We start from the raw sequence: 24,691 nt of genomic DNA, 5'->3' as shown, positions 1-24,691 counted from the left end.
AACCGGGACCTATCGCATGACCTTGCATCGCCGTGCCCTGCTGACCGGGGGCGTCGCCGCACTCGCCCTGCCCAACCTCGCGCCCGCGCAGGAGGCGCCGGGGGTCACGGCGAATGAGATCCGCATCGGCAGCACCAATGCGCTCTCGGGCCCTGCTTCCTCCTACTCCGTCATCTCCCGCTGCCTCACGGCCATGTTCAAACGGCTGAACGACCAGGGCGGCGTCGGCGGGAAGCAGGTCAACTTCATCGTTTATGACGATGCCTATACCCCGCCCCGCACGCTGGAGCAGACGCGGCGGCTGGTCGAGCAGGACAAGGTCGCCTTCCTCTTCAACCAGCTCGGCACGCCGACCAACAGCGCCATCCATCGCTATGTGAACCAGCGGAAGGTGCCGCACCTGTTCCTGGCGACGGGCGCCGACAAATGGGCACAGCCGCAGGAATACCCGTGGACGATGGGCTGGCAGCCCAGCTACCGGACCGAGGCGCAGATCTACACCAAGCACATCCTGGAGCAGCGGCCGCAGGCGAAGATCGGCGTGCTCTACCAGAACGACGATTTCGGCAAGGACTACGTGAACGGCGTGCGCGACGTGCTGGGCGCCCGCTTCGACAGCATGGTCAAGCTGGTCTCGCATGAGGCCACCGATGCGACGATCGACAGCCAGATCGTGACGTTGCAAGGCTCGGGCGTCGATGCGCTGATCTGCGGCATCATCCCCCGCTTCGCCGCCCAGGCCATCCGCAAGGTCTTCGATATCGGCTGGAAGCCGGCACTGATGTTCATGACCAATGTCTCGGTCTCCGGCTCCATCGTCATGCAGCCGGCGGGGGCGGAAAAGGGCGTCGGCCTCATCACCTCCGACTATCGGAAGGACCAGTCCGACCCGTCCTGGGCCGACGATCCGGGCATGAATGAATGGCGCGACTTCATGCGCCGCTACATCCCGGATGGGGAGCTGGGCGACAACAACTACACCTACGGCTATGGCGCCGCGAGCACCATGATCCAGGTGCTGCGGCAATGCGGCACGAATTTCTCCCGCGACAACGTCATGAAGCAGGCCACCTCCATCGCGCCGCTCGAGATCGGGACGCTGCTGCCGGGCGTGAAGGTCTCGACCACGCCGACCAACTACCACCCGATCCGCCACATGCAGCTGCAGCGCTGGGACGGACGGTCCTGGGTGCGCTTCGGCAATGTGATCGAGGGCGCAAACGTCTGATCCGTCTGGCTGCCACAGGACTGACTGCCACTGGGAGGACAACAAGAATGCTGAACCGTCGCACGCTGCTCGGGGCCGCTGCCGGGGCGCTGGCCGCGCCGTCCCTCGTCCGGGCGCAGGACCTGCCCGGTGTCACAGCCTCCGAGCTCCGCATCGGTAACACCATGCCGTATAGCGGGCCGGCCAGCGCCTATGGCAGCATCGGCCGGTCGCATCAGCATTTCTTCAGGATGATCAACGACCAGGGCGGGATCGCCGGGCGGAAGATCAACTTCATCACCTATGACGACGGCTACAGCCCACCCAAGACCGTCGAGCAGACGCGGCGGCTGGTCGAGCAGGACCGGGTCGCCTTCCTGTTCAACCCGCTCGGCACCGCCAGCAACAGCGCCATCCTGCGCTACGTCAACCAGCGCAAGGTGCCGCACCTGTTCCTGTCCACCGGCGCCGACAAGTGGGGAAACTACCAGGACACGCCCTGGACCATCGGCTGGCAGCCCAGCTACCGGACCGAGGCGCAGATCTACATGAAGCACATGCTGGAGCAGAAGCCGAACGCCAAGCTGGCGCTGCTCTACCAGAACGACGATTTCGGCAAGGACTACTTGACCGGCGTCAAGGACATCCTCGGCTCCCGCTTCGACAGCATGGTGAAGGTCGTCTCCTACGAGGCGACCGACCCGACCATCGACAGCCAGGTGGTCTCGCTCCAGGCGAGCGGCGCCGATACGCTGCTGACCGCGGCGACGCCGAAATTCGCTGCCCAGGCGATCCGGCGCGTCGCCGATCTCGGCTGGAAGCCGCTGCACTACCTGACCAATGTCTCGATCTCGGTCGGCACGGTGATGGAGCCGGCGGGGGCGGAGCGCGGCATCGGCATCATCACCTCGGCCTATCTGAAGGATCCGACCGATCCGGGCTGGGCCAATGATGCCGGGATGAACCAGTGGCGCGCCTTCATGCAGAAATACATCCCCGACGGGGACATGAAGGATGGCAGCTTCCCCTTCGCCTTCGGCGTGGCCACCACGCTGATGCAGGTGCTGAAGCAGTGCGAAGGCAATTTCGCCCGCGAAAACATCATGCGCCAGGTGGCGAGCATCAAGGACCTGGAGGTGCCGACCCTGATACCGGGCATCCGCGTGAACACCGCACCGGACAATTTCCACCCGATCCGGCACATGCAGCTGCAGAAATGGACCGGCACCACCTGGGAGCGGTTCGGCAGCGTGATCGAGGGCGCCAAGGTCTGAGGCGCGCCGGGCCCGGCATCCCGCCGGGCCCGCCTTCAACCTCCCCCGGCCACCACCAGGATCCCGGCCGAGGTCACCGGGTAGCCACGGATCGAAAGCCGCAGATGCGGCGGGAAGATCAGGCCGAGCGGCGGGCTTTCCTCATGCCGCGGCGACAGGTCGACGAAGCGGTCCAGCATGCCGTCGCCCTGCCCGTCATCCAGCGGCAGCATCCGGTGGCCCTCGGCGGCCAGCCGCGCCGCCAGCGCTTCCAGATGCTGGCGCTGATAGAGCACGGTGCTCCCCCGCCGCAGCGTGCCGCCCTCCGCATCCAGGTTGAATTCGGTGGTGTGGACCGCGACCCCGCCCGGCCGCAGGCAGCGCATGGCCGAGAGGACGAAATCCATCCCCCGCTGCAGGCTGCCGAGATGTTCCAGCGCACAGACCGACCAGACCATGTCGAAGCCGCCGCGGCAGAGCTCCCCTGGGATGCGGGCCATGTCGGCCGGGCGGAAGCTGACCAGCCGGTCGAATTCCGCGCGCGGCAGCAGGCCGGGGCGATACAGCGCCTCCGCCGCGTCATTGTGCTGGCCGGTCTCGATCCAGTCCTGCGCCCGCGCATCCCGGGCATCGAGGTCGGTCGCCACGACCTCCACCCCCTGGGCGGCGAGGATGGCCGGCAATGCCTCCCGCCCCACCGCGAAGCCGAGGCCGCGGCGGCCGGGCGCCAGCATTCCCGCCTCCCACAGCGCCTGGAGGACGAAGCAATCCTCCCAGAGCTTGCGGTGATAGGCCGGCACCACGCCCAGGATGTGGGACCAATGGCGCAGCCAGTCGGATTCGATATCGCCCTGGCGGCAGGTGCGGCTGGTCAGGCCGGCCTGCACCGGCCCGGGCGGCACCGGCGCCGCGGGTCCTGCCAGGCCCATGGCATAGTGCCGCTGCGCCAGCTCCGCCCCCAGCACCTTGACGTTCCAGCGCAGCAGCAGCGATTCCCGCTCGGAGCGCAGGCGGGTATCGCCGATCAGCGGCAGGGTGCGATGGCGCCGCCGCCAGCGGGCGAGGCGGCGCAGGAGGGAGATCAGCTGTCCAGCCGGATGCCGAGATCGCGGATCAGCGGCCGCCATTCGGCATTCTCGCGCTTCACGAAATCCTGGAATTCCGCCGGGCTCCAGGGCGCGCTCTCGATGCCGAGGTCGCGGTAGCGCGCCTGCACGTCATCGGCGCCGACGCCGGCCTTCAGCGCATCGGCCAGCCGCGCCACCACCGGGGCGGGCACGCCAGCCGGGACGCTCATCCCCTGCCAGCCATAGGCCACCGCTTCGGCATGGCCGAGTTCCCGCAGCGTCGGCACGTCGGGCGCGCGGGACGACCGGGCCTCGGAGAAGACACAGAGGGTCTTCACCTTGCCGGTGGTGATGAAGGGGATGCCAGACGCGCAATCGATCACGACCGATTCGAGATTGCCGGCCAGCAGGTCCTGCATGGCGGCCGGGCCGCCGCGATAGGGCACATGCGTCGCCTCCAGCCCGGTGCGGCGCTTCACCATCTCCATCGCCAGGTGGTGCGGCGAGGCGACGGCGGGGGTGCCGTAATTCGGCGCCCGCGTCTTCGACTGCGCCAGGAATTCGGCGAAATCCTTCACCGGATTATCCGGCCGGACCACCAGGAACAGCGGGAAGCGGCCGATGAAGCCGACGCCCTGGAAGTCCCGGTCCGGGTCATAGGGCAGGCGGCCATAGAGCGCCGGGTTGTAGACCAGGATGCCGTTATCGACGTGCAACAGCGTGTAGCCATCCGGCGCGCTGCGGGCCACCGCCTCGCTCGCCACCACCGCGCCGCCGCCCGGCCGGTTCTCCACCACCACATTCTGGCCGAGCCGGGTGCCGATATGGGCACCGATCAGCCGGGCGAAGGTGTCGCTGGCGCCGCCCGGCGGATAGCCGACGATCCAGCGCAGCGGCCGGTCGGGAAAGCCTTGCGCCCGCGCCGGGGCAGCCAGCCCCGCTGCGCCCATGCCCGCCAGAAATCCACGCCGTCCCAGCATCGCCGAAGCCCCCGCCTGCCGCATCGCATCTGCTGCACCGCATCTAGCGGAAAATCCCCGCCCCCGTCACGATCCCTTCATGGCCCACCGGGCAGCACCAGGGCCTGCAGCAGCAGGATCCAGCAGGGCAGGGTCAGCACCGAGAGCAGATGCTCGAGGCTGGTCAGCGCCGCCATCAGCGGCGCATCGCCGCCCATGGCGCGGGCCATCACATAGCTCGTCGTCGCCGTCGGCAGCGCCATGAAGACCACGGCGGTGGCCAGCGGCAGCGGGTCCAGTTCCAGCCATGTGCCGAAGCCGAGGGCGATGGCCGGCATGACCAGCAGCTTGAGCAGGCTGGTCGCCAGTTGCAGCGGCAGCCGCCCGCCCAGTGCACCGAGCGAGAGCGCCGCGCCGACGCAGAGCAGGCCGAGCGCGACCGAGGCCTGGCCGAGGGCCTGCAGCAGCGGCCGCAGCCCGTGCGGGAGCCCGCCCAGCAGCCCGGAGACCAGGAAGCCGCCGATGCAGGCGAGCAGCAGGGGGTTCAGCAGGAGCTGCCGCAGCACCCGCCGCGCCGAGAACCGCCCGCCCTGGCCCGGCCCCATGGCGAAGACCAGCGTCGTCAGCGTCTGGACGAAAGGCACGATCAGCCCGGTGGCGACCGCGCCGAAGCCGGTGCCGCCCGCCCCGAGCACGCTGCCGGCCAGCGCGAAGCCCATCAGGTTGTTGAAACGGATGCCGCCCTGGAAGACCGAGGTGGTGGCCGGATGGTCCGCCCGGAACAGCCGCGCCAGGCCGAGGCTGAGCGCCGCGCCGCAGAGCAGGCTGAGCCAGATCGCCAGCCCCATCCGGCCGAGCGGCAGGGCCGAGACATCGACCGCGGCGATGCCCGAGACCAGCAGCGCCGGCATCAGCGCCCAGAAGACCAGTCGCTCGATCCCCGCCCAGACCGCTTCCTGCGGCAGCAGCAGCCGGCGCAGCAGCGCGCCGAGCAGCAGCAGCCCGAAGGGGGGCAGGAAGATGTCGAGATAGAAGCCCACCAACTAGATGCCGCGATCGGTGGGTGGCGTCCGCAATCCGGCGAGTTCGCGCAGGCAATGCGCCTCAGTCCGCGGCTCCGTGCCGCTGGCCCGGGCGCTGGCATGGGCGACGCGCAGCCGCCCGCCCTGCGGATAGAGCACGAGGTCGAGGGCGCAGGCCGGTCCGGCATAGAGCCAGACCTCCGCATCCCCCTCCGCCCGGCGGAGCGAGGGCTCGCCGAGCCAGCGCCGCAGCGGCTCCGGCCCGAGGCCGAGGAGTTGCGGTGCGGCAGCCGGCACGGGCGCGGCATCGACCAGGACGGGTGCCGCGGCGGGCAGCGGTCGCGCGGCGGTGGCAGGCATGGCGGCGAATTGGGCCTGCCCGCGCTCGAAGGCGAGGCGCAGCTCGGCCGCCCGGTCCTCCGGGCTGGCGCAGGCGCCGACCGGGCAGAGCAGCAGCAACAGGGCGAGGCGGGGCGCCATGCGCGGCGCGGCTCCGGCAAGGTGTGTGGCCGCCGGGAAGCCCCCGGCGGCCTTCGGCATCAGGCCTCGGCGGGGGCCACGACGCGCGGGGCGGGGGCCGCGGGGGCCTCGCCGCTCACCATCTCCATGCGGCCGGAGATCTGGCCGCCTTCCTCGACGGAAAGCTTGCGATAGCGGGCGGTGCCGTTGACCTTGCCGGTGCCACGGATGGTGAGCGACCCGCGGGCGGTGACGGTGCCGTCGAACAGGCCGGCGATCTCGGCATCCTCGACCTGGACCTCGCCGCGGAACACGCCGGTCGGCGCGACATAGAGCTCGGCCGCCTGGATCATCTCGGACTCGACGGTGCCTTCGACCACCAGCCGCTCCGCATCGGTCACGGTGCCCTGCAGGCTGATGCCCCGGCCGACCACGAGGGTGCGGCGCTCGGCGGAATCCGGCCGGCCCTGCGGGCGGGCGGGAACGCCGAGGGTGGCGGCCGGCGCCGTCGGGCGCGGCGGGACGGTCGGCGTGGTGGGCGTGGCGGTCGGCTTGGGGGCCATCGACATCATCGGCGTGTCCTTGAGAGTTGCGCGGAATGGCGGCACGCCGATCTCGGTGTCATGGGCGGACGGCATCCCGGTTTCGGGTGCTTGGCCGGCAGCCGGCTCGCTGGCCGGCGAACCGGGCCCATCCTCGCGTTTGCGGCCAAAGATGGCCATCTGCATCCCCCATCCACAGCGGCGCGCCAGTGGCGCATCAATGGGCGGCATGCCATCCCTGCATCGCCATCCCACGGGCCCCCGGCTAACACGTCGCGTTGAGCGCGCACAACGGCGCGCTGCGGCTCAGCGCCGGAATTCGTCAGCTGTTTCCTTGACGACACCATTTCTGTTTCGATGCAACAGGTGTGTCATCGCCGCAGTGCCGAGGACCGGCACCAGCAGGTTCAGCCCCGGCACCAGCGCCAGCCCCGCCAGCAGCGCGCCGATGCCGAGCACCGGCACCTCCCGCCGCCGCCGTTCGGCCGCCGCGGCGGCGACCGGCATGCGCCGCTGCGCCACCCCCTCGAACAACCCATGGCCGAGCGCGACGGTGGAAATCACCCAGAGCAGGATGGCACCGATCGGGGGCGCCACCGCCAGCAGGGGCAGCGCCGCCAAGGCCAGGACGCCGGTCTTCACCCCGAGCCGGAGGTTGAAGCCGGCCTGGGCGAAAAGGCTCGCGCCGAGCGCCGGCGGCAGCCCGCCATAGAAGCGCCGCTCCACCGCCGCCGCGACGGGGTCGAGGAACAGGCCCGACAGCGCCAGCATCACCGGCACGAAAAGCCAGATGGCGAGCGCCAGCACCATCAGCCCGCCGAAGGCGCCGGCCAGGCCGGCGAGCCAGCCGGTGCCGCCTGCCAGAGTGCTCACCCCCCAGGCGGCCAGCGCCGCCAGGCCGAGAAAGGCGAGCAGCGCCGCCCCGAACGCCTTGGCGAGCGGCCCCAGGAAACTCGGGTCGCCGAGCTGGCGGAGGGCGAGGAGGCAGGCGGTGAGCATGCGGCGGGACCTTCCCATGGTTGCGGCATGAAGGGGTGGGGGCTATCCAACGCCGCCGGCGCCGGCCGGACGCAACCGCGGCGGAGGTCTTATGAGCGAGCCCACCCTCGATATCCTTGGCATCGGCAATGCCATCGTCGACGTGCTCGCGCGCGCCGAGGACCAATTCCTCGCCGAGCAGGGCCTCGACAAGGGCGCCATGCGCCTGATCGCGGCCGAGGAGGCGGAGGCGCTTTATGGCCGGATGGGGCCGGGGCTGGAAAGCTCCGGCGGCTCGGCCGGGAATACCTGCGCCGTGGCCGCGGCGCTCGGTGCCCGGGTCGGCTTCCTCGGCAAGGTCGCGGAGGACCAGCTCGGCCGGGTCTTCGCCCATGACATCCGCGCCGCCGGCGTGCATTTCCCGACCGCGCCGCTGCAGGGCGATGCGCCGACCGCCCGCTGCCTGATCCTGGTCACGCCCGATGCGCAGCGGACCATGAACACCTATCTCGGCGCCTGCGTCGCCTTCTCGGAGGATGACGTGGACCCGGCCGAGGTGGCCCGCGCCCAGGTGCTGTATCTGGAAGGCTATCTCTTCGACCCGCCAGCGGCCCAGGCGGCCTTCCGCAAGGCGGCCCGAGCGTCGCATGCGGCCGGGCGCCAGGTCGCGCTCAGCCTTTCGGATGCCTTCTGCGTCCACCGTCACCGCGCCGCTTTCCGGCAATTCCTGCGCGAGGAAACCGACATCCTCTTCGCCAATGAGTCGGAGCTGCTCGCCCTGTTCGAGACCACCGATCTCGAGGCGGCGCTGGCGGCGATCGTGCCGGAGGTGGCGATCGCCGCCGTGACCCGCGGCCCTGCCGGCAGCCTGGTGCTGACGGGCGGGGAGCGGCATGCGGTGGAGGCGGCGCCGACCGAGGTGATGGACACCACCGGCGCCGGCGATGCCTATGCCGCCGGCTTCCTCGCGGCGCTGACCCGGGGGCTGCCGCTGCCGGAATGCGGCCGCTGGGGCGCCGTCGCGGCGGCCGAGGTCATCTCGCATTTCGGGGCCCGGCCGCAGGCCGACCTCAAGGCCATGGTGGCGTCCGTTCCGGGGAACCATCCAGTCTCGACCGTGTTGGGCTGACCGAGGGCGGGCGCCAATTGCGCCCGCGCCCCTACGCAGCCCGCCGGGTCCCAAGGCCGGCGGCCAAGGGAGACGCCCCATATGCATATCAAGACCAAGCTCCTCGCGACCGCGCTCGGCCTGACGCTCGCGGCCGCGCCTGCCTTCGCCCAGCAATCCACCATGCCGATGCAGTCCCAGGGGGGCGCCATGGGTGGCTCCGGGATGTCCTCCGGCACCGATATGCGCGACAGCGGCATGCATCATGACGGCATGCGCGGCCATCGCCGGGCCGAGCGCCGGGCGGAGCGGGCCGAGAACCGCATGAATGCCGCCGAGCTGGTCCAGGAGGCGAGCGCCGCGCTCCGCCGCGGCCGGATCGCCGAGGCGAATGAGCTGATCGAGCAGAGCGAGACCCGCCTGCTGACCCGCAGCACCCCGGCCGACCGCGCCGAGCAGCCGGCCAGCGGCCCGGTGCTGCAGCATCTCTCGGCCGCCCGCAACGCCCTCCGTTCGCGCGACCGCTCCGGCGCCCAGCAGGAGCTCGACCAGGCCCTGTCCGGCCTGCAGGCGGCCAATAGCCGCTCCGGCAGCAATGGCATGGGCATGGCGCCGACGCAGGGCTCCGGCATGGGTGGCATGCGGCAGGATTCCATGGGCGGCCGCCCGATGGGTGGCAGCACCCTGGGCAGCGGCCCCATGGGCTCCCCCCGCATGGGCCCGGGTGGCCAGACCATGATGGATGGCGGCTCGGCCGGTTCGAGCATGAGCCGGGCCGATGGCATCATCCGGGTCCAGGCCGGCAGCAGCAGCGGCTCGGGCGGGCTCAGCGGCTCCAGCCCCGGCTCGCCGGGGGTCGGCAATCCGGGCAGCCTGCCGGGCACCGGCGCGGCGGTGAATGGCGGCAGCGGGGCCGGTGGCCGCGCCCTGCCGGGCAGCAGCGCGGCCGGCGTCGGCGCCCCGCCCCCGGGCGGCACCAGCGGCACCCCGCAGATGAGCGGCACCGGCCGCAGCAGCAGCGGCGGCGCCGTCAGCACCGGCCTGCCCAGCAGCGGCACCGGCGGCAATATCCCGCCCGGCAGCAGCCAGAGCGGCGGCGGCACCGGCAATAATCCGGGCCGCTGACCACGGCTTTCGCCCGGTCGCACGGGTGATGGGCGCCGCGCGCATGGGATTCCATGCACGCGGCGCTCGCTTTTTCAGCGGCGACGCCCTATGTGTGCGCTGCAACAAGCCGCCACCCTGCTCTGCCCGACCCCCAGCCGCCTCCGGCTGGTGAGGCCGGGCTTCGCTTTGCGTTGCGGCGGCACCGGAATTAAGGCCCCGCAATGGATATCCGTAACGTCGCGATCATCGCGCATGTCGACCATGGCAAGACGACCCTGGTGGACAACCTGCTGAAGCAGGCTGGCGCCTTCCGCGCCAACCAGGCCGTCGCCGAGCGCGCGCTGGACCGAAACGACCTGGAGCGCGAGCGCGGCATCACCATCCTCGCCAAATCCACCGCGGTCGAGTGGAAGGGCGTGAAGATCAACATCGTCGACACCCCCGGCCACGCCGATTTCGGCGGCGAGGTGGAACGCATCCTCTCCATGGTCGATGGCGCCATCGTCCTCTGCGACGCCGCCGAGGGCCCGCTGCCGCAGACCAAGTTCGTGCTGACCAAGGCGCTGGCCCGCGGCCTCAAGCCGATCGTGGTCATCAACAAGGTGGACCGCCAGGACGCCCGGCCGGACGAGGTCCATAACGAGGTGTTCGACCTGTTCGCCGCGCTCGGCGCGACGGATGAGCAGCTCGACTTCCACACCATGTTCGCCTCGGGCCGGCAGGGCTGGGCGGATCTCGAGCTGGAGGGGGCCCGCAAGGATCTCTCGCCGATGTTCGACCTGATCCTGTCGCATGTGCCGCCGCCGAAGGTCGAACTCGACAAGCCCTTCGCGATGAACGCGGCGATCCTCGAGGCCGACAACTTCCTCGGCCGCATCCTGACCGGCCGCGTCGAGCAGGGCGTCGCCCGGGTCAACATGCCGGTGAAGGTCCTGCGCCAGGACGGCAGCCAGGTCGAAACCGGCCGGCTGACCAAGCTGATGACCTTCTCCGGCCTCGACCGCGTGCCGGTCGAGGAGGTGCAGGCGGGCGACATCATCGCCATCGCCGGCCTGTCCGACGCGACGATCCCGGACACCATCTGCGCCCCGGAGGTGTCCGAGCCGCTGCACGCCATCCCGGTCGACCCGCCGACGCTCGCCATGACCTTCCGCATCAATGACGGCCCGCTCGGCGGCCGCGAGGGCAAGAAGGTCACGTCGCGGCAGATCCGCGACCGTCTCTTCAAGGAGACCGAGGGCAACGTCGCCATCAAGGTGAAGGTGTCCGAGGAAGTGGACGCCTTCGAGGTGGCCGGCCGCGGCGAGCTCCAGCTCGGCGTGCTGATCGAGCAGATGCGCCGCGAGGGCTTCGAGCTGACGATCGGCCGCCCGCGGGTGCTGACCCGCACCAACGAGGAGACCGGCGAGCGCGAGGAGCCCTATGAGGAGGTGCTCGTCGATGTCGACGAGGGCTATTCGGGCGTGGTCGTCGAGAAGCTGTCGATCCGCAAGGGCGTGATGCAGGACATGCGGCCGTCCGGCGGTGGCAAGATCCGCATCACCTTCGAGATCCCGTCGCGCGGCCTGATCGGCTACCACGGCGAGTTCATGACCGACACCCGCGGCACCGGGCTGATGAACCGCCTGTTCCTCGGCTACCGCCCCTGGGCCGGGGTGATCCCGGGCCGCCGCAACGGCAGCCTGATCTCCTCCGAGCCGGGCGAGGCGATCCAGTACGCGCTGTTCTACCTGCAGGAGCGCGGCACGCTCTTCGTCGATCCGGGCGTCAAGGTCTATGAGGGCATGATCCTCGGCGAGCATTCGCGCGAGAACGACCTCGACGTGAATCCGATCAAGGAGAAGAAGCTCACCAACATCCGTGCCGCCGGCAAGGATGAGGCGCTGCTGCTGACCCCGCCGCGGCGGATGAGCCTGGAGCAGGCGATCGCCTATATCGAGGACGACGAGCTGGTGGAGGTGACGCCGAGCGCGATCCGCCTGCGCAAGCGCTACCTCGACCCGCATGAGCGGAAGAAGCACGCCCGCCGTGCGGAGAGCGAAGCGGCGTAATCAACCGGGGCGCGAATTCGTCCATGATCCGGGAAGGCTCTGGTGCCATGATGCACCGGAGCCTTCACCACCGGAGCAAGGACGACCGCCCCGTGACCACGCCTATCGCCGAGGATTTCGCCGCCATCCGCGCCCGGCTGGACGCCATCCGGGCCGAGGAGCGCCCGGTCGCTGCAGGGCCGGCGCCGGCCGCCGCGCCACAGGCGGCTGGCCAGCAGCCGGGGGATTTCTATTCCTGGCTGGTGGGCGGCACGCTCTGGTCGGTCAATAGCTGACTAGAACCTGAAAACGAGGCTCGCCAGCAGCCCGAGCACCAGGTTCACCAGGAAGCCGATCACCACCGCGGCCAGGGTGAAGCCACCCACCCTGTCCCGCGGCACCAGCATCACCACCGGCGCGCCCTTGTAGAAGGTGTAGATGCTGACGAGGCCAAGGATGCCGAGGATCGCCAGCGGCGGGATGATGGCGAAGAGTCCTGCCAGCCAGATCGCCGTCGGCGTATGCACGGCGAGCTTCATCGCCGGCACCTCCTCCGCCAGTCCGCCGAAGCGGGGCGACAGCGCCTCCAGCACCTTGCCCCAGACCCAGAGGGCGGCGAGGCCGAGCAGGTAGCCGGTGATCGCATTCACCAGCAGGCCGAAGATGCCGATCCGGGCCCCGACCATGCCGCCCAGCATGCCGGCGAAGAGCGCGGCGCCGATGAAGCCCGCCACGGCCGGCAGGGCCGAGAGCGGCGCGGCATAGGTCTTGAACAGGCTGGCGGTATCCGCCGGCTCCGCCGCGATCACCCGCCATTCCTGCTCGGGCCGCAGCAGCAGGGCCTTCGCCCGGTCGAACAACGCCATCCTGGTCCCCTTACCGATAGACGAAGGCTGCATCATCCAGGTCGATGGCGGCGAAGGCATCCTTTTCCGACCAGTAATCCTGGGTGTGCTGCCATTCCGGCTTGTCGCCGCGCTTCGGCAGCAGGTGCATCCCGCGCATCAGGTAGCCCGGATTGAAGTTCTCCGGGTCGATCCAGGGCAGGATCGGCATGTCGGCATCCTCGGGCCGCAGCGCCACCTCGACGCGCCTGGCGCCCTTGGCCTTCATATGCGTCAGCAGCCGGCAGACGAAATCGCCGACGAGGTCGGCGCGCAGGGTCCAGCTCGCCCGGAAATAGCCGAAGACCCAGGCCATGTTCGGGATGCCGGTGAACATCATGCCGCGATAGGTCACCGTCTCATGGAAGGCGAGCGGCTTGTCGTCGATGCTGAAGGCGATGTCGCCCAGCACGTTCAGGTGGAAGCCGGTGGCGGCGACGATGATGTCGGCTTCCAGGTGCTGGCCGGATTTCAGCTGGATGCCGGTCTCGTCGAAATGCTCGATTTCATCGGTGACGACCGAGGCCTCGCCACGCGCCACCGCCTGGAACAGGTCGGCATCGGGGACGAAGGCGATGCGCTGCCGCCAGGGCCGGTAATTCGGGGTGAAATGCGTGCCGATGTCGTAGTCGGGGCCGAGGATGCTGCGGAGATTGCCGAGCATCTCCGCCTTCACCTTCTCCGGCTCGTTGAAGCAGCGGTCGGTGAAGACCGTCTGCTCCAGCAGGATCTTGCGGCGGACGATCTCGTGGATCCAGGTCTCGTCCACCTGCAGCTTGCGCAGCTCCTCCGCCAGCTCGATCGCGTTGCGGCCGGTGCGGAAATAGGTCGGCGTGCGCTGCAGCATGGTCACATGCGCGGCCTTGCCCGCCATGGCCGGCACGATGGTCGCGGCCGAGGCGCCGGAGCCGATGACGACGACCCGCTTGCCCTCGTATTCCAGCCCTTCCGGCCAGTTCTCGGAATGCACGAGCTCGCCGCGGAACCTCTCCTTGCCGGCCCAGTCCGGCATGAAGCCATGCTTGTGGCGGTAATAGCCCTGGCACATCCAGAGGAAGCCGGCGGTGACGGTCAGGCGCTCCCCGGTATCGGTGCGGGTCGCCTCGATGGTCCAGAGATTGTCGGCGCTCGACCAGCGGGCGCTGTCGATCCGGTGCCTGTAACGGATATGGCGGTCGAGGCCGTTCTCCTCGATCACCTCGCCCATGTATTTGCGGATCTCGTCGGCGGTCGCTATGGGCGGGCCGACCCAGGGCTTGAAGCGGTAGCCGAAGGTGTGCAGGTCGCTGTCCGAGCGGATGCCGGGATATTTATGCGTCCACCAGGTGCCGCCGAAGGTCTCCTCGCTTTCCAGCACCAGGAAGCTGGTGCCGGGCAGCTGGGTCTTCAGGTGGTAGGCGCCGCCCACCCCGGAGATGCCGGCGCCGACGATCAGCACATCCACATGTTCGGGCCGCTGCGCCGGCGCGGGCCTTTCGAGGGTAGCGGCTTCGGACATCGCCCTTGCATCCCTATCCTGGAGGCGCCGTCTGGCGGGCGCCTGGGTCCCCCGATAATGATAGCCGCCTATCGGTCGGACAAGCAGGATCGAGTCAGGCTGCCGTGTCCTGCACCGGCGGCACCCAGCCGCGGCCCGGCACGCTGGCCAGCAGGGACCGCGTATAGGGATGCTGCGGCGCGGCGAAGAGGGAGCCGGTCTCGCCCGTCTCCACCACCTCGCCCCGATGCATCACGAGGATGCGATCGCAGATCTGCGCCGCCACCCGCAGGTCATGGGTGATGAAGACTAGAGAGAGGGAGAGCCGCCCCTTCAGCTCCGCCAGCAGCCGCAGCACCTGGGCCTGGACGGAGACATCGAGGGCCGAGACCGGCTCATCCGCCACCAGCACCGCCGGTTCCAGCGCCAGGGCCCGGGCCAGGCCGATGCGCTGGCGCTGGCCGCCGCTGAATTCATGCGGGAAGCGCCCGGCGGCCGAAGGGTCGAGCCCGACCAGCTCCAGCATCCGCACCGCCCGGGCCCGGGCCTCGGCGCGGGAGGCGCCATGGATGCGCGGCCCCTGGGCGATGAGGTCGCCGGCCCGCCGGCGCGGGTTGAGCGAGGCGAAGGGGTCCTGGAAGACCATCTGGATGCGCCGCGTCAGCGGCCGGAAGGCAGAGCGGGAGGCGGTGCGCAGCTCCGCCCCGTCCAGGGTGATGCTCCCGCCATCGGTCGGCAGCAGCCGGACCAGGGCGCGGGCGATCGTCGACTTGCCCGAGCCGCTTTCGCCGACGATGCCGAGCGTCTCGCCGCGATGGAGGGTGAAGGAGACGCCCCGGAGCGCCTCCACGCTCCGCCGCCGGGCGAAGAGCCCGCCGCCGCGATAGGTTTTTCGGAGATCCTCGACAGCCAGGACCGCCGGGCCGGGGGCGACCGGCGGGCGGCGGGGTGGCAGGAGGGGTGGGACGGCGGCGATCAGGGCGCGGGTATAGGGATGCTCCGGCGCCTCCAGCACCTGGCTTGCCGGCCCGGTTTCCACGATGCGGCCACGCTGCATCACGGCGACCCGGTCGGCGATCTCCGCCACCACGCCGAAATCATGGGTGATGAAGAGCACGCCGGTGCCGCGCCGTGCCTGGATCTCCCGGATCAGCTTCAGGATGCGGGCCTGGGTGGTGACGTCGAGCGCGGTGGTCGGCTCATCGGCGATCAGCAGGCGCGGCTCCATCGCCAGGGCCATGGCGATCATCGCCCGCTGCCGCTGGCCGCCGGAGAGCTCATGCGGATAGGCCCGCGCCGCGGCGGGCGGGTCGGGGATGCCGACCTCCTCCAGCAGGCCGGTGACGCGGCCGGTGTCGCCGCCATGCTCCTCCAGCACCTCGGCGATCTGCCGGCCGATGGGCATCAGCGGGTTCAGCGCCGTCATCGGTTCCTGGAAGATCATGCCGATGCGGGCGCCGCGGATGGCGCGCAGCCGGGCTGGCTGCAGTCGCGCCAGATCCTCGCCCTCGAACAGGATCTGCCCAGCAGCCAGCGTCACCCGCGGCGCCGGCAGCAGGCCGAGGATCGCGGTCGCGGTGAGCGACTTGCCCGAGCCGCTCTCGCCTACGACGCACAGAATCTCGCCGGCGGCGAGGTCGAGATCGACATCCTGGAGGGCGAATTCCCGGTCCGCCCCGCGCGGCAGCCGCACCGAGACCCCGCGCAGCGAGAGCAGCGGGGCGCTCACAGCACCTGCATCCGCGGGTTCAGCGCATCATTCAGCCCCTGGCCGACCAGGCTGAAGGCCAGCACGGTGACGAGGATGGCCCCGCCGGGGATGGCCGAGACATACCATTCGGTCCTGAGCACCGCCCGCCCGGCCCCGATCATGTTGCCCCAGGAAGCGATGTTGGGATCGGAGAGGCCGAGGAAGGCCAGCGCGCTTTCCAGCAGGATGGCGATGGCCATGACGACGCTGGCATAGACGATGACCGGCGGCAGGGCATTGGGCAGCACCTCGCCCAGGATCAGCGGCAGGTCGCGCATGCCGAGACCCCGCGCGGCAAGGACGAATTCGCGGTTTCGCAGCGAGAGGAATTCCGCCCGCACCAGCCGGCAGGGCGCGGTCCAGCCGACCAGCCCGATGGCGATGGTGATGACCGACAGTTCCGAGCCGAAGACGGCGACCAGCACCAGCAGCAGGATGAAGTTGGGAACCGTCTGGAAGGCCTCGGTGATGCGCATCAGCAGGTCGTCGACCCAGCCGCCATAGAAGCCGGCAATGGCGCCGACCATCACCCCGATCCCGACCGCGACCACCGAGGCGACGAGGCCGATCAGCAGCGAGACCCGCGCGCCATGGAACAGGAAGGCGGCGATGTCCCGCCCCAGATTGTCGGTGCCGAGCGGCAGGCGCGGATTGGCCCCAGGCCATTGCAGCGGCCGCCCGGCGAGCGCCAGCGGGTCGCGCGGAAACAGCGCATCGGCCGAGAGCGCCGCGGCGATGACCGCGACCAGCAGCACCGCCCCGATCACCCCGGCCGGGCTGCGCAGATAGGCCCGCAGCGCCCTCATGCGCCGATCCGCGGATCCAGCCGCGCATAGAGCAGGTCGACCAGGAAATTCACGAGGATCACCAGCAGCGCCGAGACGAGGACGATGCCGAGCAGGGTGTTCAGGTCCCTCTGCACCACGCTCTCGAAGGCCAGCCGCCCGAGGCCGGGCAGGGAGAAGACGCTCTCCACCACCACGCTGCCGCCGAGCATGGTGCTGAATTGCAGCCCGACGAAGGTCACCATCGGCAGCAGCGCGTTCCGCAGCACATGCCGCCACAACACCCGGCTCTCAGACAGGCCCTTGGCCCGGGCGGTGCGGACGAAGTCGAGGCTCATCACCTCCAGCATGGAGGCGCGCATCAGCCGCAGATAGATGGCGAGGAAGATCAGCGCCAGGGACAGCACCGGCAGCACGAGATGCTCGGCGATGTCGAGCACGCGGGCCAAGCCGGTCAGCCCCGCGCCGATGCTCTCGAACCCGCCCGGCGGCAGCCAGGCCAGCTTCACGCTGAACAGCACGATCAGCATCAGCCCGAGCCAGAAGGAGGGGATGGCGTAGAAGACCAGCCCGAGCGTCGAGATCAGCGTATCCGGCCAGCCATTCACCCGCCGCGCCGCCAGCACGCCGAGCACCAGCCCGGCGGCGAAGGCGAAGGCCAGGGCGCAGGACATAAACAGCGCAGTGACCGCCAGCCGCTCCGCGATCACGCTCGCCACCGGCTTGCCATAGATGGCCGACTGGCCGAGATCGAAGCTCGCCAGTCGCAGCAGGTAGCGGCCGAGCTGCGCCGCGACCCCGACATCCAGCCCGTATTGCTCGCGCAGCCGCGCCGCATCCTCGGCGCTGCCGCCGCCCATCTGCGCCATCAGCGCATCGACGGTATCGCCTGGTGCCAGTTGCAGAAGCAGGAACAGCCCGACCAGGATGATCAGCAGCACCGGCAGCGACTGCGCCAGGCGGCGCAGCGCCAGCGCGGCCAGCCGCCTCATGAACCGGTCCTCATGTCGGGGCCAGCCAGGCATCCGCCCAGGAGGAGGAGGACCAGCGCGGATTGGTGTGGCTGTTCATCAGCCGCTTGGAATAGACGCTGATAAAGGCATGCTCGACTGCCGTATGGACGGGCACGTCCTCGATCGCGATCTTCACGAAATCCTGGTAGAGCGCCTTGCGTCGCGCCGGATCCAGCTCGGTCGCCGCCGCGTCGATCACCCGGTCCATCTCCGGATTGTCGTAGCCATACTGGTTGGTCCAGGGCGCGCCGACCGGGCTGCCGGTGCGGAACCAGACGGTGGTGGAGACCGCCGGGTCGTTGCGGTACTGGTGCCAGCCGGTCGTCAGGTCGAAATCATGGTTGCGATAGACGCCGGTGAGGAAGCCCGGCGCATCCCGCGCCTCGATCTCCACGCGGACCCCGATCTCCCGCAGGCTCTGCTGGATGAAGGTGGCGAAGTTCAGCGTGTATTCGCCCCAGGGCGCCGGCAGCAGCTTCAGCGGCTGGGCGAAGCGCATGCCGTTGCGGGACGGGCGCTTGTAGCCCGCCTCGTCCAGCAGCGCCTCGGCCCTGGCCTTGTCGAAGGGATAGGGCGCCGGCCGCGGCACGTAGAAGGGCGCGCTGCTGGACGGGATCGGCCCGGTGCCGAGCTTCGCATAGCCGAACAGGAAATTCTCGATGAAGAAGTCGAGGTCGAGCGCATGGGCGATGGCCCGCCGCACCCGCACATCCGAGAGCTCCTTCCGGCGCAGGTTGAACTCGCAGACCGTGTGCGCCGTATTGCCCTCATTCCCCTTGGTGCCGACATTGAAGCGCCCATCCTTCGACAGCCGCGCGATGTCGGAGAGCGACAGGCCCGAATAAGGGCTGAACTGCACCTGCCCGCTCTCGATCGCCGCCGCCGCCGCCGCGCGGTCGGCGATGAAGCGCCAGACGATGCGGTCGAGATAGGGCAGCCCGTTGCCGCGCCAGTAGTTGGGGTTGCGCTCGGCGATCAGGTATTGCCCGCGCTGGTATTCGACGAATTTGAACGGCCCGGTGCCGATCGGCGCGGTATTGGCTGGGTTCGTCCGGATATCCGTCCCCGCATAGACATGCGCCGGGATGACATGGCCGAGATCGGGCAGCGCCCGCAGCAGCAGCCCCTGTGGCATCGGCTTGCTGAATTTGAAGACAGCGGTGGTGTCGTCCGGCGTCTCCACCGCCTCGAGGAAGAGGTAGAGGGTGGTGCCGTAGTTGAGGATCTTCTTCCAGCACTCCATGGCGCTGAACTGCACGTCCTTGGACGTGAAGGGCTTGCCGTCATGCCAGGTGACGCCGCGGCGGAGATGGAAGGTATGGGTCAGCCCGTCCGGCGCGCTCTCCCAGCGCTCGGCCAGCACGCCGGTCGGTTCCCCGGCGGCGTCGAGATCGACCAGCGGCTCCACGATCTTGGAGGCCATGACATAGACGCCGGTCGAGGCCTGGATCGCCGGGTTCAGCACCCGCTGCTCGCTCGTCAATTGGACGGTCAGCGTGCCGCCGCGCTGCGGCGTGCCCTGGCCCAGCGCCAGGCCGGGCAGCAACCCGCCCAGCATCGCCCCGCCTGCGCCCGAGAGCGCCTGCCGCCGTCCTAGCTCCATGATCCGGCTCCTCTTCGTTGCAGTGCAACATGCCGGGCGCTGCTGCCGGCGGCAAGCTCAGCGGAAGGCGAGGATCATCCCATGCGCCGCGGCCGGCGGCACCGCCAGGCCGAAGCGCCCTTCCATGGCGCCGGTCCCAGCGGCGCAGCGCACGGCGGCGGCCGGATTGGCGACGCGCACCGCGAGCGTCACCGGCCCCTCCGGCGGCAGGCCGGTGAGGTCGAGGCCGGGATAGCGCCCGCCGAGCTGCAGCCCGGTCAGGAAGACCAGCGGCGCCGCGCCCGTTTCCAGCCGCATCGCCCCGTCCGGCTCCGGCACCGGCTGGCTGTCCAGTATCCGTCCCACGGCGGCCGCTGCGGCGGCCGGGTCGGCGGCCAGAACCTCGATGCCGGCCAGCGCCTCGGCGGTATTGGCATGGTCCATCAGGCCGGGAATCCAGGTCGCCTCCGGCGTCAGATGCTGGCAGGCAAACAGGCGCAGCCCCGGGACAGGCGGCTCGGCCAGGTGGAAGGTGCGGAAGCGCGTCTCGGCCTGGCTGCCATCCGGCATGGCCACCGGCCGGCCGAATTGCTGCACCGGCAGGGTCGCCACCCCGCGGGCGGCGATCTCGGCCGCGCCGGCATCGGCGTCATGGGCGCGCAGCGCGATGGCGGAGATGCCCTCGCGCGTCTCCAGCATCTCCCGCCAGCGGGCATTCGCCTCGGTCGGCGCCAGCACGCCCAGCAGCTCGAAATAGTCGGATTTCAACATGATGCAGTTGTTGCCGGTGCCCATATGCGGCGAATGCGTCCCCCGCGGCGCGACGGTGAAGCCGAGCCGGGCGAAGCCCGCGGCCGCGGCATCCAGGTTCCGCACCAGCACCACACCATGGTCGATCCCGCCCAGATGCGTCAGCATGATCCCAATCCCTCAACCCCAAGGACGCCATGTCGCACGCCATCGAAACCCGCGTCACCCGTCTGCTCGGCATCCGCTACCCGATCGTGCAGGGCGGGCTGGCGCGCGTGGCCTTCTCGGACCTGGCCGCCGCAGTCTCCAACGCCGGGGGGCTCGGCCAGATCAGCACCGCGGGACTCGACGGGCCGGAGGCGCTGCGGACCGAGATCAGGCGGTGCCGCAGCCTGACCGATCAGCCCTTCGCGGTGAATTTCCCGATCGGGCGGACCGACATCACCCCGGGGCTGGAGGCGGCGCTGGAGGAAGGCGTGCGCATCATCGCCCTGACCGCCGGCAACCCAGCGCCGTTCATCCGCCGCTGCGAACAGGTGGGGGCCAGGACTCTGGTGCTGACCGCGGGGCCGGAGCTGGCGAAGAAGGCCGAGGCCGCCGGTGCCGACATGGTGGCGACGGTTGGCTATGAGGGCGGCGGGCATATCGGCCGGTCCGACGAGACCACCATGGTGATGGTCCCCCGCACCGTGGCGGCGGTGAAGATCCCCGTCCTTGCCTCGGGCGGCATCGCCACCGGCGCCGGGCTGCTGGCCGCGCTCGCCTTGGGGGCCGAGGGTGTCGAGATGGGCACCCGCTTCGTCGCCAGCGCCGAGGCCATCGCCCATGACAAGTACAAGCAGGCCCTCGCCGCCGCCGCGCCGGGCGACACCATGCTGATCAAGCGGACGCTCGGCATGCCTGGCCGGGTGCTGCGCAGCCCGCATGCCGAACGCATCGTCGCCGCCGAGGCCGCCGGCGCTCCGAAGGAGGAGCTGATCGCCATGATCGCCGGCGCCGCCAATGCCCGCGGCACCGATGCCGGCGACCTCGAGGACAGCTATGTCTGGGCCGGCCAATGCGTCGGCCTGATCGAGGGCGTAGAACCGGCCGGCGCCATCATCGCCCGCATGGCCGAGGAAGCCGCCGCCGGCCTCACCCGCCTGCGGGGCATGATGGGATGAGCGACCCGGCGCTTCTCTCCGCCACCGCGCTCGCCGGCCGCTTCGCCCGGGGCGCGCTTTCGCCCATCGAGGCGCTGGAGGCGGTGCTGGCGCGCATCGCCCGGCTCAATCCGCGCCTCAATGCCATCATCGCGCTGGACGAGGTGGGCGCCCGCGCCGCCGCCGAGGCCAGCGCCGCCCGCTGGCGGGTCGGCCTGCCGCTCTCGCCGCTGGATGGCGTACCCTTCACGGTGAAGGACAATATCGCGGTCGCCGGCCTGCCCTGCGTCTGGGGCAGCCCGATCTTCCGGGATTTCGTGCCCGAGCGGGACGAGCTGCCCGTGGCGCGGCTGCGCGCGGCCGGGCTGGTGCTGCTGGGCAAGACCAACGTCCCGGAATTCACCCTCCAAGGCTATACCGACAACCCGGTCTTCGGCCCGACGCGCAATCCGTGGGACCCCGCGCTGACGCCGGGCGGCTCCTCCGGCGGGGCCGTCGCCGCAGTCGCGGCGGGGCTCGGGCCGCTGGCGCTCGGGACGGATGGCGGCGGCTCGATCCGTCGCCCGGCCTCGCATGCCGGGCTGCTCGGGCTGAAACCCACACCCGGCCGGGTGCCGCGCTGCGATGGGCTGCCCGCCATCCTGCTCGACCTGGAGCAGATCGGTCCTATTACCCGCACCAGCGCCGATCTGATCGCGGTGATGGCGCTGCTGGCGCCGCCCGATCCGCGCGACCCGCTTTCGGCCGGCTTCTCCCCCTTCGCGGTGCCGGGGGCGGTGCGGCCCCAGCGCATCCTCTTCGTCCCGCGCTTCGGCGCCAATCCGGTGGACCCGGACTGCGCTGCCAGCGCCGCCGCGGTCGCCGCCCGGCTTGCCACGCTCGGCCATCAGGTCGAGGAGGGCGAGGCGCCCTTCACGATGGAACTGCTGGCGGGCCTCTTCACGCCGGTCGGCCAGGCCGGCCTCGCCTGGCTGATGGCGGAGCGAGGAGGCGAACCCAGCGCGCCGATGCTGCGGGAGATGGCGGCGGCCGGCCGGGCGCTGTCCGGCGCGGACCTCTTCGCCGCGGTCCAGGGCATCGCCGCCTTCCACCGACGCATGGCTGGCTTCTTCGCCGCCCATGACCTGATCCTGACCCCCGCCGCCGCGGCGTTGCCCTGGCCGGCGGAGCAGGTGGCGCCGCCCATCATCGCCGGCCAGCCGGTCGGGCCGCGCGGCCATGCGGTCTTCACCAATTTCGCCAATCTCGCCGGCCTGCCGGGCATCGCCCTGCCGGGCCCGCCCTCCGCCACCGGCCTGCCGATCGGCGTGCAGCTCGTCGGGCCGCCGGGGGCGGATGGGCTGCTCTGCGCCCTGGCGCGGGACTGGGAAGCGGCGGTGCCCTGGGCGGAGCGCTGGCCGGCGCTGGATTAGGTCAGGGCGCCGCCGGCAGTAGCACCACCGTCACGCTGCGCTCGGCTGGCGCCGCGCCGCGGGCGAAGGCGGCTCGGCGGGCCTCGGCGCGGATGCGGTCGCGCTCCACGCCCAGCTTCGCCAGCGCCTCGGCCACCGCTCCGGCCCGCTTGGCGGCGAGTTGCAGCCCGGCCTGGGCGCCGCCTTCCTCCGGCCCGGCATGGCCGAGCACGCAGAGCAGCCGCTCCGGCTCCCGCTTCGCCCGCTCGGCGGCGGCATCGAGATTGCTGCGGGCATCCTCCCGCGGCTGGGCGATGCCGCGGGCGAAGGGGATGGCGAAGACATCCTCCTCGAGCTGCTCGGCGCCGACGCAGTTGAAGGGCCGGGGCTGTGCCGCGGCGAGTCCAGGCAGCAGCAGCAGCGCCGCAGTGAGAAGCGGGATCATGCGGCGGCCAGCAGCCCGGCCTCGCGCAGCCGTGCCAGCAGCGCCGGCGCATCCACCGCCGGATGGGCAGCGCGCAGCTCCGGCTCCGCCACATCCGGCCGGGCGAGGATCCAGCCGGCCGCCTCCACCTCGGCGCCGGCCAGTGGCACCATGCCCTGCGCCGTTTTCAGCACCCAGTCGGCGCCGCGCCGCACCGGCTTCGTGCCGGTGGCGAGCACCCGGAAGGCCGGTGCCTCGGCATCGGCCCCGGCCTGCCCGGCGGCGGGGGCGATGCCGCGCGCCGCCAGCAGGTCGTTGCCGCCGCGCGCGAAGCGGTAGTCGGCCACGAAGCGCTCCAGCACCTCCATCACCTTCGGCTCGCGGCAGAGCTCCGCCAGGCGCTGGCCGAGCGCGCCGGCCCGGCTGGTGAGGGCGAATTTCGCCGCCGCGCTGCCATCCTGCCGCGGCAGCGGCTTGCGGAACTCGACATCGTAGAGCGCCCGCTCAACCAGGATGTTCAGCAGGTCCATCCCGAGCGGCGCATGCACGCCATAGGCGATATGGACCGAGGCCGGCGCCTCGGCGAGCGCGTCATGGTACCAGCCGCGCGGCAGGTAGAGCAGGTCGCCCGGCCGCAGCAGCATCCTCTCCCGCAGCCGGCCCTTCTGCTGTTCGTGCTGGGCCTGGGGCATGGCGCGGAAGACCGGATGGGCGATCGGCCATTCGGCGCGGCCTTCCCAGATGTTCCAGGTCTTCTCGCCCTCGACCTGCACCGCCCAGACATCATGGGTGTCGAAATGGGCGGGGAAGGCCTTGTGGCTCTGCCAGGAGATATAGACATTCGCCTGCGCCTTCCCGAGCCCGGCGCCTTCCAGCGCGGCGGAGACGGCGGCGAGGCCGGGGGTGAGGCTGTCCATATCGTTCAGCACCAGGCTGGCGCCGCGCTTCACCCAATCCCGCACCTTGGGCGCCTCGGGCTGCAGCACCTGGGCATTGTCGCGGCTGGTGGCGCGGCCGCAATACTGCTCGGGCGGCACCGGCGTGCCATCCATCACCAGCTGCAGCGAATGGCCCGACCAGATATGGGTCATGTCCAGCAGCCGGTTGATCTGCCGCCAGGACAGGATATGGGCGAATTTGGCCGCCCCGCCCTGGACATGCAGCGGCTTGCGGTCGTGGTATTCGGCAAAGAACTGCTCCGGCGTCATCGGCGCCAGCAGCTCGGCGAGGGTCATGCTCATGACCCCGCCTTGTAGCAGATCGCGGGCCGCAACGGGCGCCGGATCAGGATTTCCGGTCGAGGATGCCGAGGGCGAGGCCGACCACCGGGGCGGCGACGAAGGCCGCGGCCAGCAGCGGCAGCAGCCAGCCCTGCCAAGCCATCACCGCCACAGCAGAGACGAGCAGCAGGCCGAGCCAGCCTTCCCAACCCGCATTTTGGCGGGCATCCGCCGCCAGCGCGACGGCGATGGGATCCACGGCCCGGCTGCGGGGCGTGCTGCGCGCTGGGGTCGGACGCTCATCCCGCTCGGCCCAGGGGGCGGGTTCGCCCATCACCCGGGTCCAGGACTGCGCCTGCCAGCGATGGCGGCGGCGGTCGAGGCTCGGACCGGGAGCGGAAGGCAGGCCGGGCATGGTGGTCTCCTGGGCTGGGCCTCGGTTTTCGAACCCTGAGTTGTGCTACCTGGGGTATATTAAGCATTCGCGGGGTGATTGCAACCTCAGGTGGTATCATCACCGCTTATTCAACTCCCGTCCCAT

General features: G+C 70.7%; 24 protein-coding genes. 8 read left to right on the top strand and 16 right to left on the bottom strand.

What is annotated here, in order from left to right:
• Window positions 1-16: 16 nt before the first annotated feature.
• Window positions 17-1,228 carry an ABC transporter substrate-binding protein gene (locus JMJ55_RS22700; protein WP_202827891.1) on the top strand — a complete coding sequence of 404 codons (1,212 nt, stop codon included), beginning with the start codon at window positions 17-19 and terminating at the stop codon, window positions 1,226-1,228.
• 47 nt (window positions 1,229-1,275) lie between these two features.
• Entirely contained in the window at window positions 1,276-2,481 is a 1,206-nt protein-coding gene (locus JMJ55_RS22695) for an ABC transporter substrate-binding protein (RefSeq protein ID WP_202827890.1), read from the top strand.
• 35 nt (window positions 2,482-2,516) lie between these two features.
• Here the strand turns inward: JMJ55_RS22695 and JMJ55_RS22690 are convergent, their stop codons facing one another.
• The 6 genes from JMJ55_RS22690 to JMJ55_RS22665 form a co-directional block, all read right to left on the bottom strand.
• The gene (locus JMJ55_RS22690; protein WP_202827889.1) at window positions 2,517-3,587 is read right to left on the bottom strand and encodes an SAM-dependent methyltransferase; all 1,071 of its coding nucleotides are present in this window, start codon (window positions 3,585-3,587) and stop codon (window positions 2,517-2,519) included.
• On the bottom strand, window positions 3,542-4,531 hold the full coding sequence (locus tag JMJ55_RS22685) for a Bug family tripartite tricarboxylate transporter substrate binding protein (protein ID WP_202827888.1): 990 nt from the start codon (window positions 4,529-4,531) through the stop codon (window positions 3,542-3,544). The genes JMJ55_RS22690 and JMJ55_RS22685 overlap by 46 nt, the downstream gene beginning before the upstream one ends.
• Window positions 4,532-4,584: 53 nt before the next feature.
• Complete coding sequence (locus JMJ55_RS22680; protein WP_202827887.1) at window positions 4,585-5,526, bottom strand: AEC family transporter; 942 nt, start codon at window positions 5,524-5,526, stop codon at window positions 4,585-4,587.
• A gap of 3 nt (window positions 5,527-5,529) precedes the next feature.
• Window positions 5,530-5,988 carry a hypothetical protein gene (locus JMJ55_RS22675; protein ID WP_236033936.1) on the bottom strand — a complete coding sequence of 153 codons (459 nt, stop codon included), beginning with the start codon at window positions 5,986-5,988 and terminating at the stop codon, window positions 5,530-5,532.
• Between the two features lie 59 nt (window positions 5,989-6,047).
• Complete coding sequence (locus JMJ55_RS22670; protein WP_236033935.1) at window positions 6,048-6,605, bottom strand: bactofilin family protein; 558 nt, start codon at window positions 6,603-6,605, stop codon at window positions 6,048-6,050.
• A gap of 210 nt (window positions 6,606-6,815) precedes the next feature.
• Window positions 6,816-7,508 carry an EI24 domain-containing protein gene (locus JMJ55_RS22665; RefSeq protein WP_202827884.1) on the bottom strand — a complete coding sequence of 231 codons (693 nt, stop codon included), beginning with the start codon at window positions 7,506-7,508 and terminating at the stop codon, window positions 6,816-6,818.
• Between the two features lie 91 nt (window positions 7,509-7,599).
• Here JMJ55_RS22665 and JMJ55_RS22660 point away from each other — a divergent pair, with 91 nt between their 5' ends.
• The 4 genes from JMJ55_RS22660 (at window position 7,600) to JMJ55_RS22645 (ending at window position 12,028) form a co-directional block, all read left to right on the top strand.
• Window positions 7,600-8,616 (top strand): adenosine kinase, encoded by a 1,017-nt coding sequence (locus JMJ55_RS22660; protein WP_202827883.1) that lies wholly within the window; start codon window positions 7,600-7,602, stop codon window positions 8,614-8,616.
• Window positions 8,617-8,697: 81 nt separating this feature from the next.
• Window positions 8,698-9,720, top strand: coding sequence for a hypothetical protein (locus JMJ55_RS31700; RefSeq protein WP_202827882.1), 1,023 nt, complete (start codon window positions 8,698-8,700; stop codon window positions 9,718-9,720).
• A gap of 203 nt (window positions 9,721-9,923) precedes the next feature.
• A complete protein-coding gene (gene typA, locus JMJ55_RS22650) occupies window positions 9,924-11,753 on the top strand; it encodes a translational GTPase TypA (RefSeq protein WP_202827881.1) in 1,830 nt (609 codons plus the stop codon).
• A gap of 92 nt (window positions 11,754-11,845) precedes the next feature.
• Entirely contained in the window at window positions 11,846-12,028 is a 183-nt protein-coding gene (locus JMJ55_RS22645) for a hypothetical protein (protein WP_202827880.1), read from the top strand.
• On the opposite strand, the gene JMJ55_RS22640 is transcribed toward JMJ55_RS22645, so the two are convergent.
• The 7 genes from JMJ55_RS22640 to JMJ55_RS22610 form a co-directional block, all read right to left on the bottom strand.
• Window positions 12,029-12,598, bottom strand: coding sequence for a YIP1 family protein (locus tag JMJ55_RS22640; protein WP_202827879.1), 570 nt, complete (start codon window positions 12,596-12,598; stop codon window positions 12,029-12,031).
• A 10-nt stretch (window positions 12,599-12,608) separates the two neighbouring features.
• Window positions 12,609-14,114 carry a flavin-containing monooxygenase gene (locus tag JMJ55_RS22635; protein WP_202827878.1) on the bottom strand — a complete coding sequence of 502 codons (1,506 nt, stop codon included), beginning with the start codon at window positions 14,112-14,114 and terminating at the stop codon, window positions 12,609-12,611.
• Between the two features lie 94 nt (window positions 14,115-14,208).
• On the bottom strand, window positions 14,209-15,822 hold the full coding sequence (locus JMJ55_RS22630; RefSeq protein ID WP_202827877.1) for an ABC transporter ATP-binding protein: 1,614 nt from the start codon (window positions 15,820-15,822) through the stop codon (window positions 14,209-14,211).
• Window positions 15,819-16,649: an ABC transporter permease gene (locus tag JMJ55_RS22625; protein WP_202827876.1), complete on the bottom strand. Its 831-nt coding sequence runs from the start codon at window positions 16,647-16,649 to the stop codon at window positions 15,819-15,821. Before JMJ55_RS22625 ends, JMJ55_RS22630 begins: the two co-directional genes overlap by 4 nt.
• On the bottom strand, window positions 16,646-17,620 hold the full coding sequence (locus tag JMJ55_RS22620; RefSeq protein WP_202827875.1) for an ABC transporter permease: 975 nt from the start codon (window positions 17,618-17,620) through the stop codon (window positions 16,646-16,648). Before JMJ55_RS22620 ends, JMJ55_RS22625 begins: the two co-directional genes overlap by 4 nt.
• A 10-nt stretch (window positions 17,621-17,630) precedes the next feature.
• Complete coding sequence (locus tag JMJ55_RS22615) at window positions 17,631-19,244, bottom strand: ABC transporter substrate-binding protein (protein ID WP_202827874.1); 1,614 nt, start codon at window positions 19,242-19,244, stop codon at window positions 17,631-17,633.
• Window positions 19,245-19,301: 57 nt separating this feature from the next.
• On the bottom strand, window positions 19,302-20,141 hold the full coding sequence (locus JMJ55_RS22610; RefSeq protein WP_202827873.1) for a VOC family protein: 840 nt from the start codon (window positions 20,139-20,141) through the stop codon (window positions 19,302-19,304).
• Window positions 20,142-20,170: 29 nt separating this feature from the next.
• On the opposite strand from JMJ55_RS22610, the gene JMJ55_RS22605 reads away from it, so the two are divergent.
• A complete protein-coding gene (locus tag JMJ55_RS22605; protein ID WP_202827872.1) occupies window positions 20,171-21,136 on the top strand; it encodes an NAD(P)H-dependent flavin oxidoreductase in 966 nt (321 codons plus the stop codon).
• Window positions 21,133-22,527 carry an amidase gene (locus JMJ55_RS22600; RefSeq protein ID WP_202827871.1) on the top strand — a complete coding sequence of 465 codons (1,395 nt, stop codon included), beginning with the start codon at window positions 21,133-21,135 and terminating at the stop codon, window positions 22,525-22,527. The genes JMJ55_RS22605 and JMJ55_RS22600 overlap by 4 nt, the downstream gene beginning before the upstream one ends.
• Window position 22,528: 1 nt before the next feature.
• On the opposite strand, the gene JMJ55_RS22595 is transcribed toward JMJ55_RS22600, so the two are convergent.
• From JMJ55_RS22595 to JMJ55_RS22585, 3 genes are read right to left on the bottom strand one after another with little or no spacing between them, the layout of a single operon-like run.
• Entirely contained in the window at window positions 22,529-22,951 is a 423-nt protein-coding gene (locus tag JMJ55_RS22595; RefSeq protein WP_202827870.1) for an OmpA family protein, read from the bottom strand.
• Entirely contained in the window at window positions 22,948-24,171 is a 1,224-nt protein-coding gene (locus JMJ55_RS22590) for a cupin domain-containing protein (protein ID WP_202827869.1), read from the bottom strand. Before JMJ55_RS22590 ends, JMJ55_RS22595 begins: the two co-directional genes overlap by 4 nt.
• A gap of 43 nt (window positions 24,172-24,214) precedes the next feature.
• A complete protein-coding gene (locus JMJ55_RS22585) occupies window positions 24,215-24,565 on the bottom strand; it encodes a hypothetical protein (RefSeq protein ID WP_202827868.1) in 351 nt (116 codons plus the stop codon).
• Window positions 24,566-24,691 lie beyond the last annotated feature (126 nt).

The organism is Belnapia mucosa, assembly GCF_016775475.1.
In the GTDB taxonomy this organism is placed as follows: Bacteria; Pseudomonadota; Alphaproteobacteria; order Acetobacterales; family Acetobacteraceae; genus Belnapia; species Belnapia mucosa.
Note: the sequence above shows the minus strand (reverse complement) of the source record. Positions and strands in the feature narration are given on the sequence as shown.

Excerpts from the sequence above, each read along its gene's own strand:
- JMJ55_RS22700 (WP_202827891.1), top strand. The coding sequence starts at position 17 with ATGACCTTGCATCGCCGTGCCCTGCTGACCGGGGGCGTCGCCGCACTC.
- JMJ55_RS22695 (WP_202827890.1), top strand. The coding sequence starts at position 1,276 with ATGCTGAACCGTCGCACGCTGCTCGGGGCCGCTGCCGGGGCGCTGGCC.
- JMJ55_RS22690 (WP_202827889.1), bottom strand. The coding sequence starts at position 3,587 with ATGGCGGCCGCTGATCCGCGATCTCGGCATCCGGCTGGACAGCTGATC.
- JMJ55_RS22685 (WP_202827888.1), bottom strand. The coding sequence starts at position 4,531 with ATGCGGCAGGCGGGGGCTTCGGCGATGCTGGGACGGCGTGGATTTCTG.
- JMJ55_RS22675 (WP_236033936.1), bottom strand. The coding sequence starts at position 5,988 with ATGGCGCCCCGCCTCGCCCTGTTGCTGCTGCTCTGCCCGGTCGGCGCC.
- JMJ55_RS22670 (WP_236033935.1), bottom strand. The coding sequence starts at position 6,605 with ATGCCGTCCGCCCATGACACCGAGATCGGCGTGCCGCCATTCCGCGCA.
- JMJ55_RS22665 (WP_202827884.1), bottom strand. The coding sequence starts at position 7,508 with ATGCTCACCGCCTGCCTCCTCGCCCTCCGCCAGCTCGGCGACCCGAGT.
- JMJ55_RS22660 (WP_202827883.1), top strand. The coding sequence starts at position 7,600 with ATGAGCGAGCCCACCCTCGATATCCTTGGCATCGGCAATGCCATCGTC.
- JMJ55_RS31700 (WP_202827882.1), top strand. The coding sequence starts at position 8,698 with ATGCATATCAAGACCAAGCTCCTCGCGACCGCGCTCGGCCTGACGCTC.
- typA (WP_202827881.1), top strand. The coding sequence starts at position 9,924 with ATGGATATCCGTAACGTCGCGATCATCGCGCATGTCGACCATGGCAAG.
- JMJ55_RS22640 (WP_202827879.1), bottom strand. The coding sequence starts at position 12,598 with ATGGCGTTGTTCGACCGGGCGAAGGCCCTGCTGCTGCGGCCCGAGCAG.
- JMJ55_RS22635 (WP_202827878.1), bottom strand. The coding sequence starts at position 14,114 with ATGTCCGAAGCCGCTACCCTCGAAAGGCCCGCGCCGGCGCAGCGGCCC.
- JMJ55_RS22625 (WP_202827876.1), bottom strand. The coding sequence starts at position 16,649 with ATGAGGGCGCTGCGGGCCTATCTGCGCAGCCCGGCCGGGGTGATCGGG.
- JMJ55_RS22620 (WP_202827875.1), bottom strand. The coding sequence starts at position 17,620 with ATGAGGCGGCTGGCCGCGCTGGCGCTGCGCCGCCTGGCGCAGTCGCTG.
- JMJ55_RS22615 (WP_202827874.1), bottom strand. The coding sequence starts at position 19,244 with ATGGAGCTAGGACGGCGGCAGGCGCTCTCGGGCGCAGGCGGGGCGATG.
- JMJ55_RS22610 (WP_202827873.1), bottom strand. The coding sequence starts at position 20,141 with ATGCTGACGCATCTGGGCGGGATCGACCATGGTGTGGTGCTGGTGCGG.
- JMJ55_RS22605 (WP_202827872.1), top strand. The coding sequence starts at position 20,171 with ATGTCGCACGCCATCGAAACCCGCGTCACCCGTCTGCTCGGCATCCGC.
- JMJ55_RS22600 (WP_202827871.1), top strand. The coding sequence starts at position 21,133 with ATGAGCGACCCGGCGCTTCTCTCCGCCACCGCGCTCGCCGGCCGCTTC.
- JMJ55_RS22595 (WP_202827870.1), bottom strand. The coding sequence starts at position 22,951 with ATGATCCCGCTTCTCACTGCGGCGCTGCTGCTGCTGCCTGGACTCGCC.
- JMJ55_RS22590 (WP_202827869.1), bottom strand. The coding sequence starts at position 24,171 with ATGAGCATGACCCTCGCCGAGCTGCTGGCGCCGATGACGCCGGAGCAG.
- JMJ55_RS22585 (WP_202827868.1), bottom strand. The coding sequence starts at position 24,565 with ATGCCCGGCCTGCCTTCCGCTCCCGGTCCGAGCCTCGACCGCCGCCGC.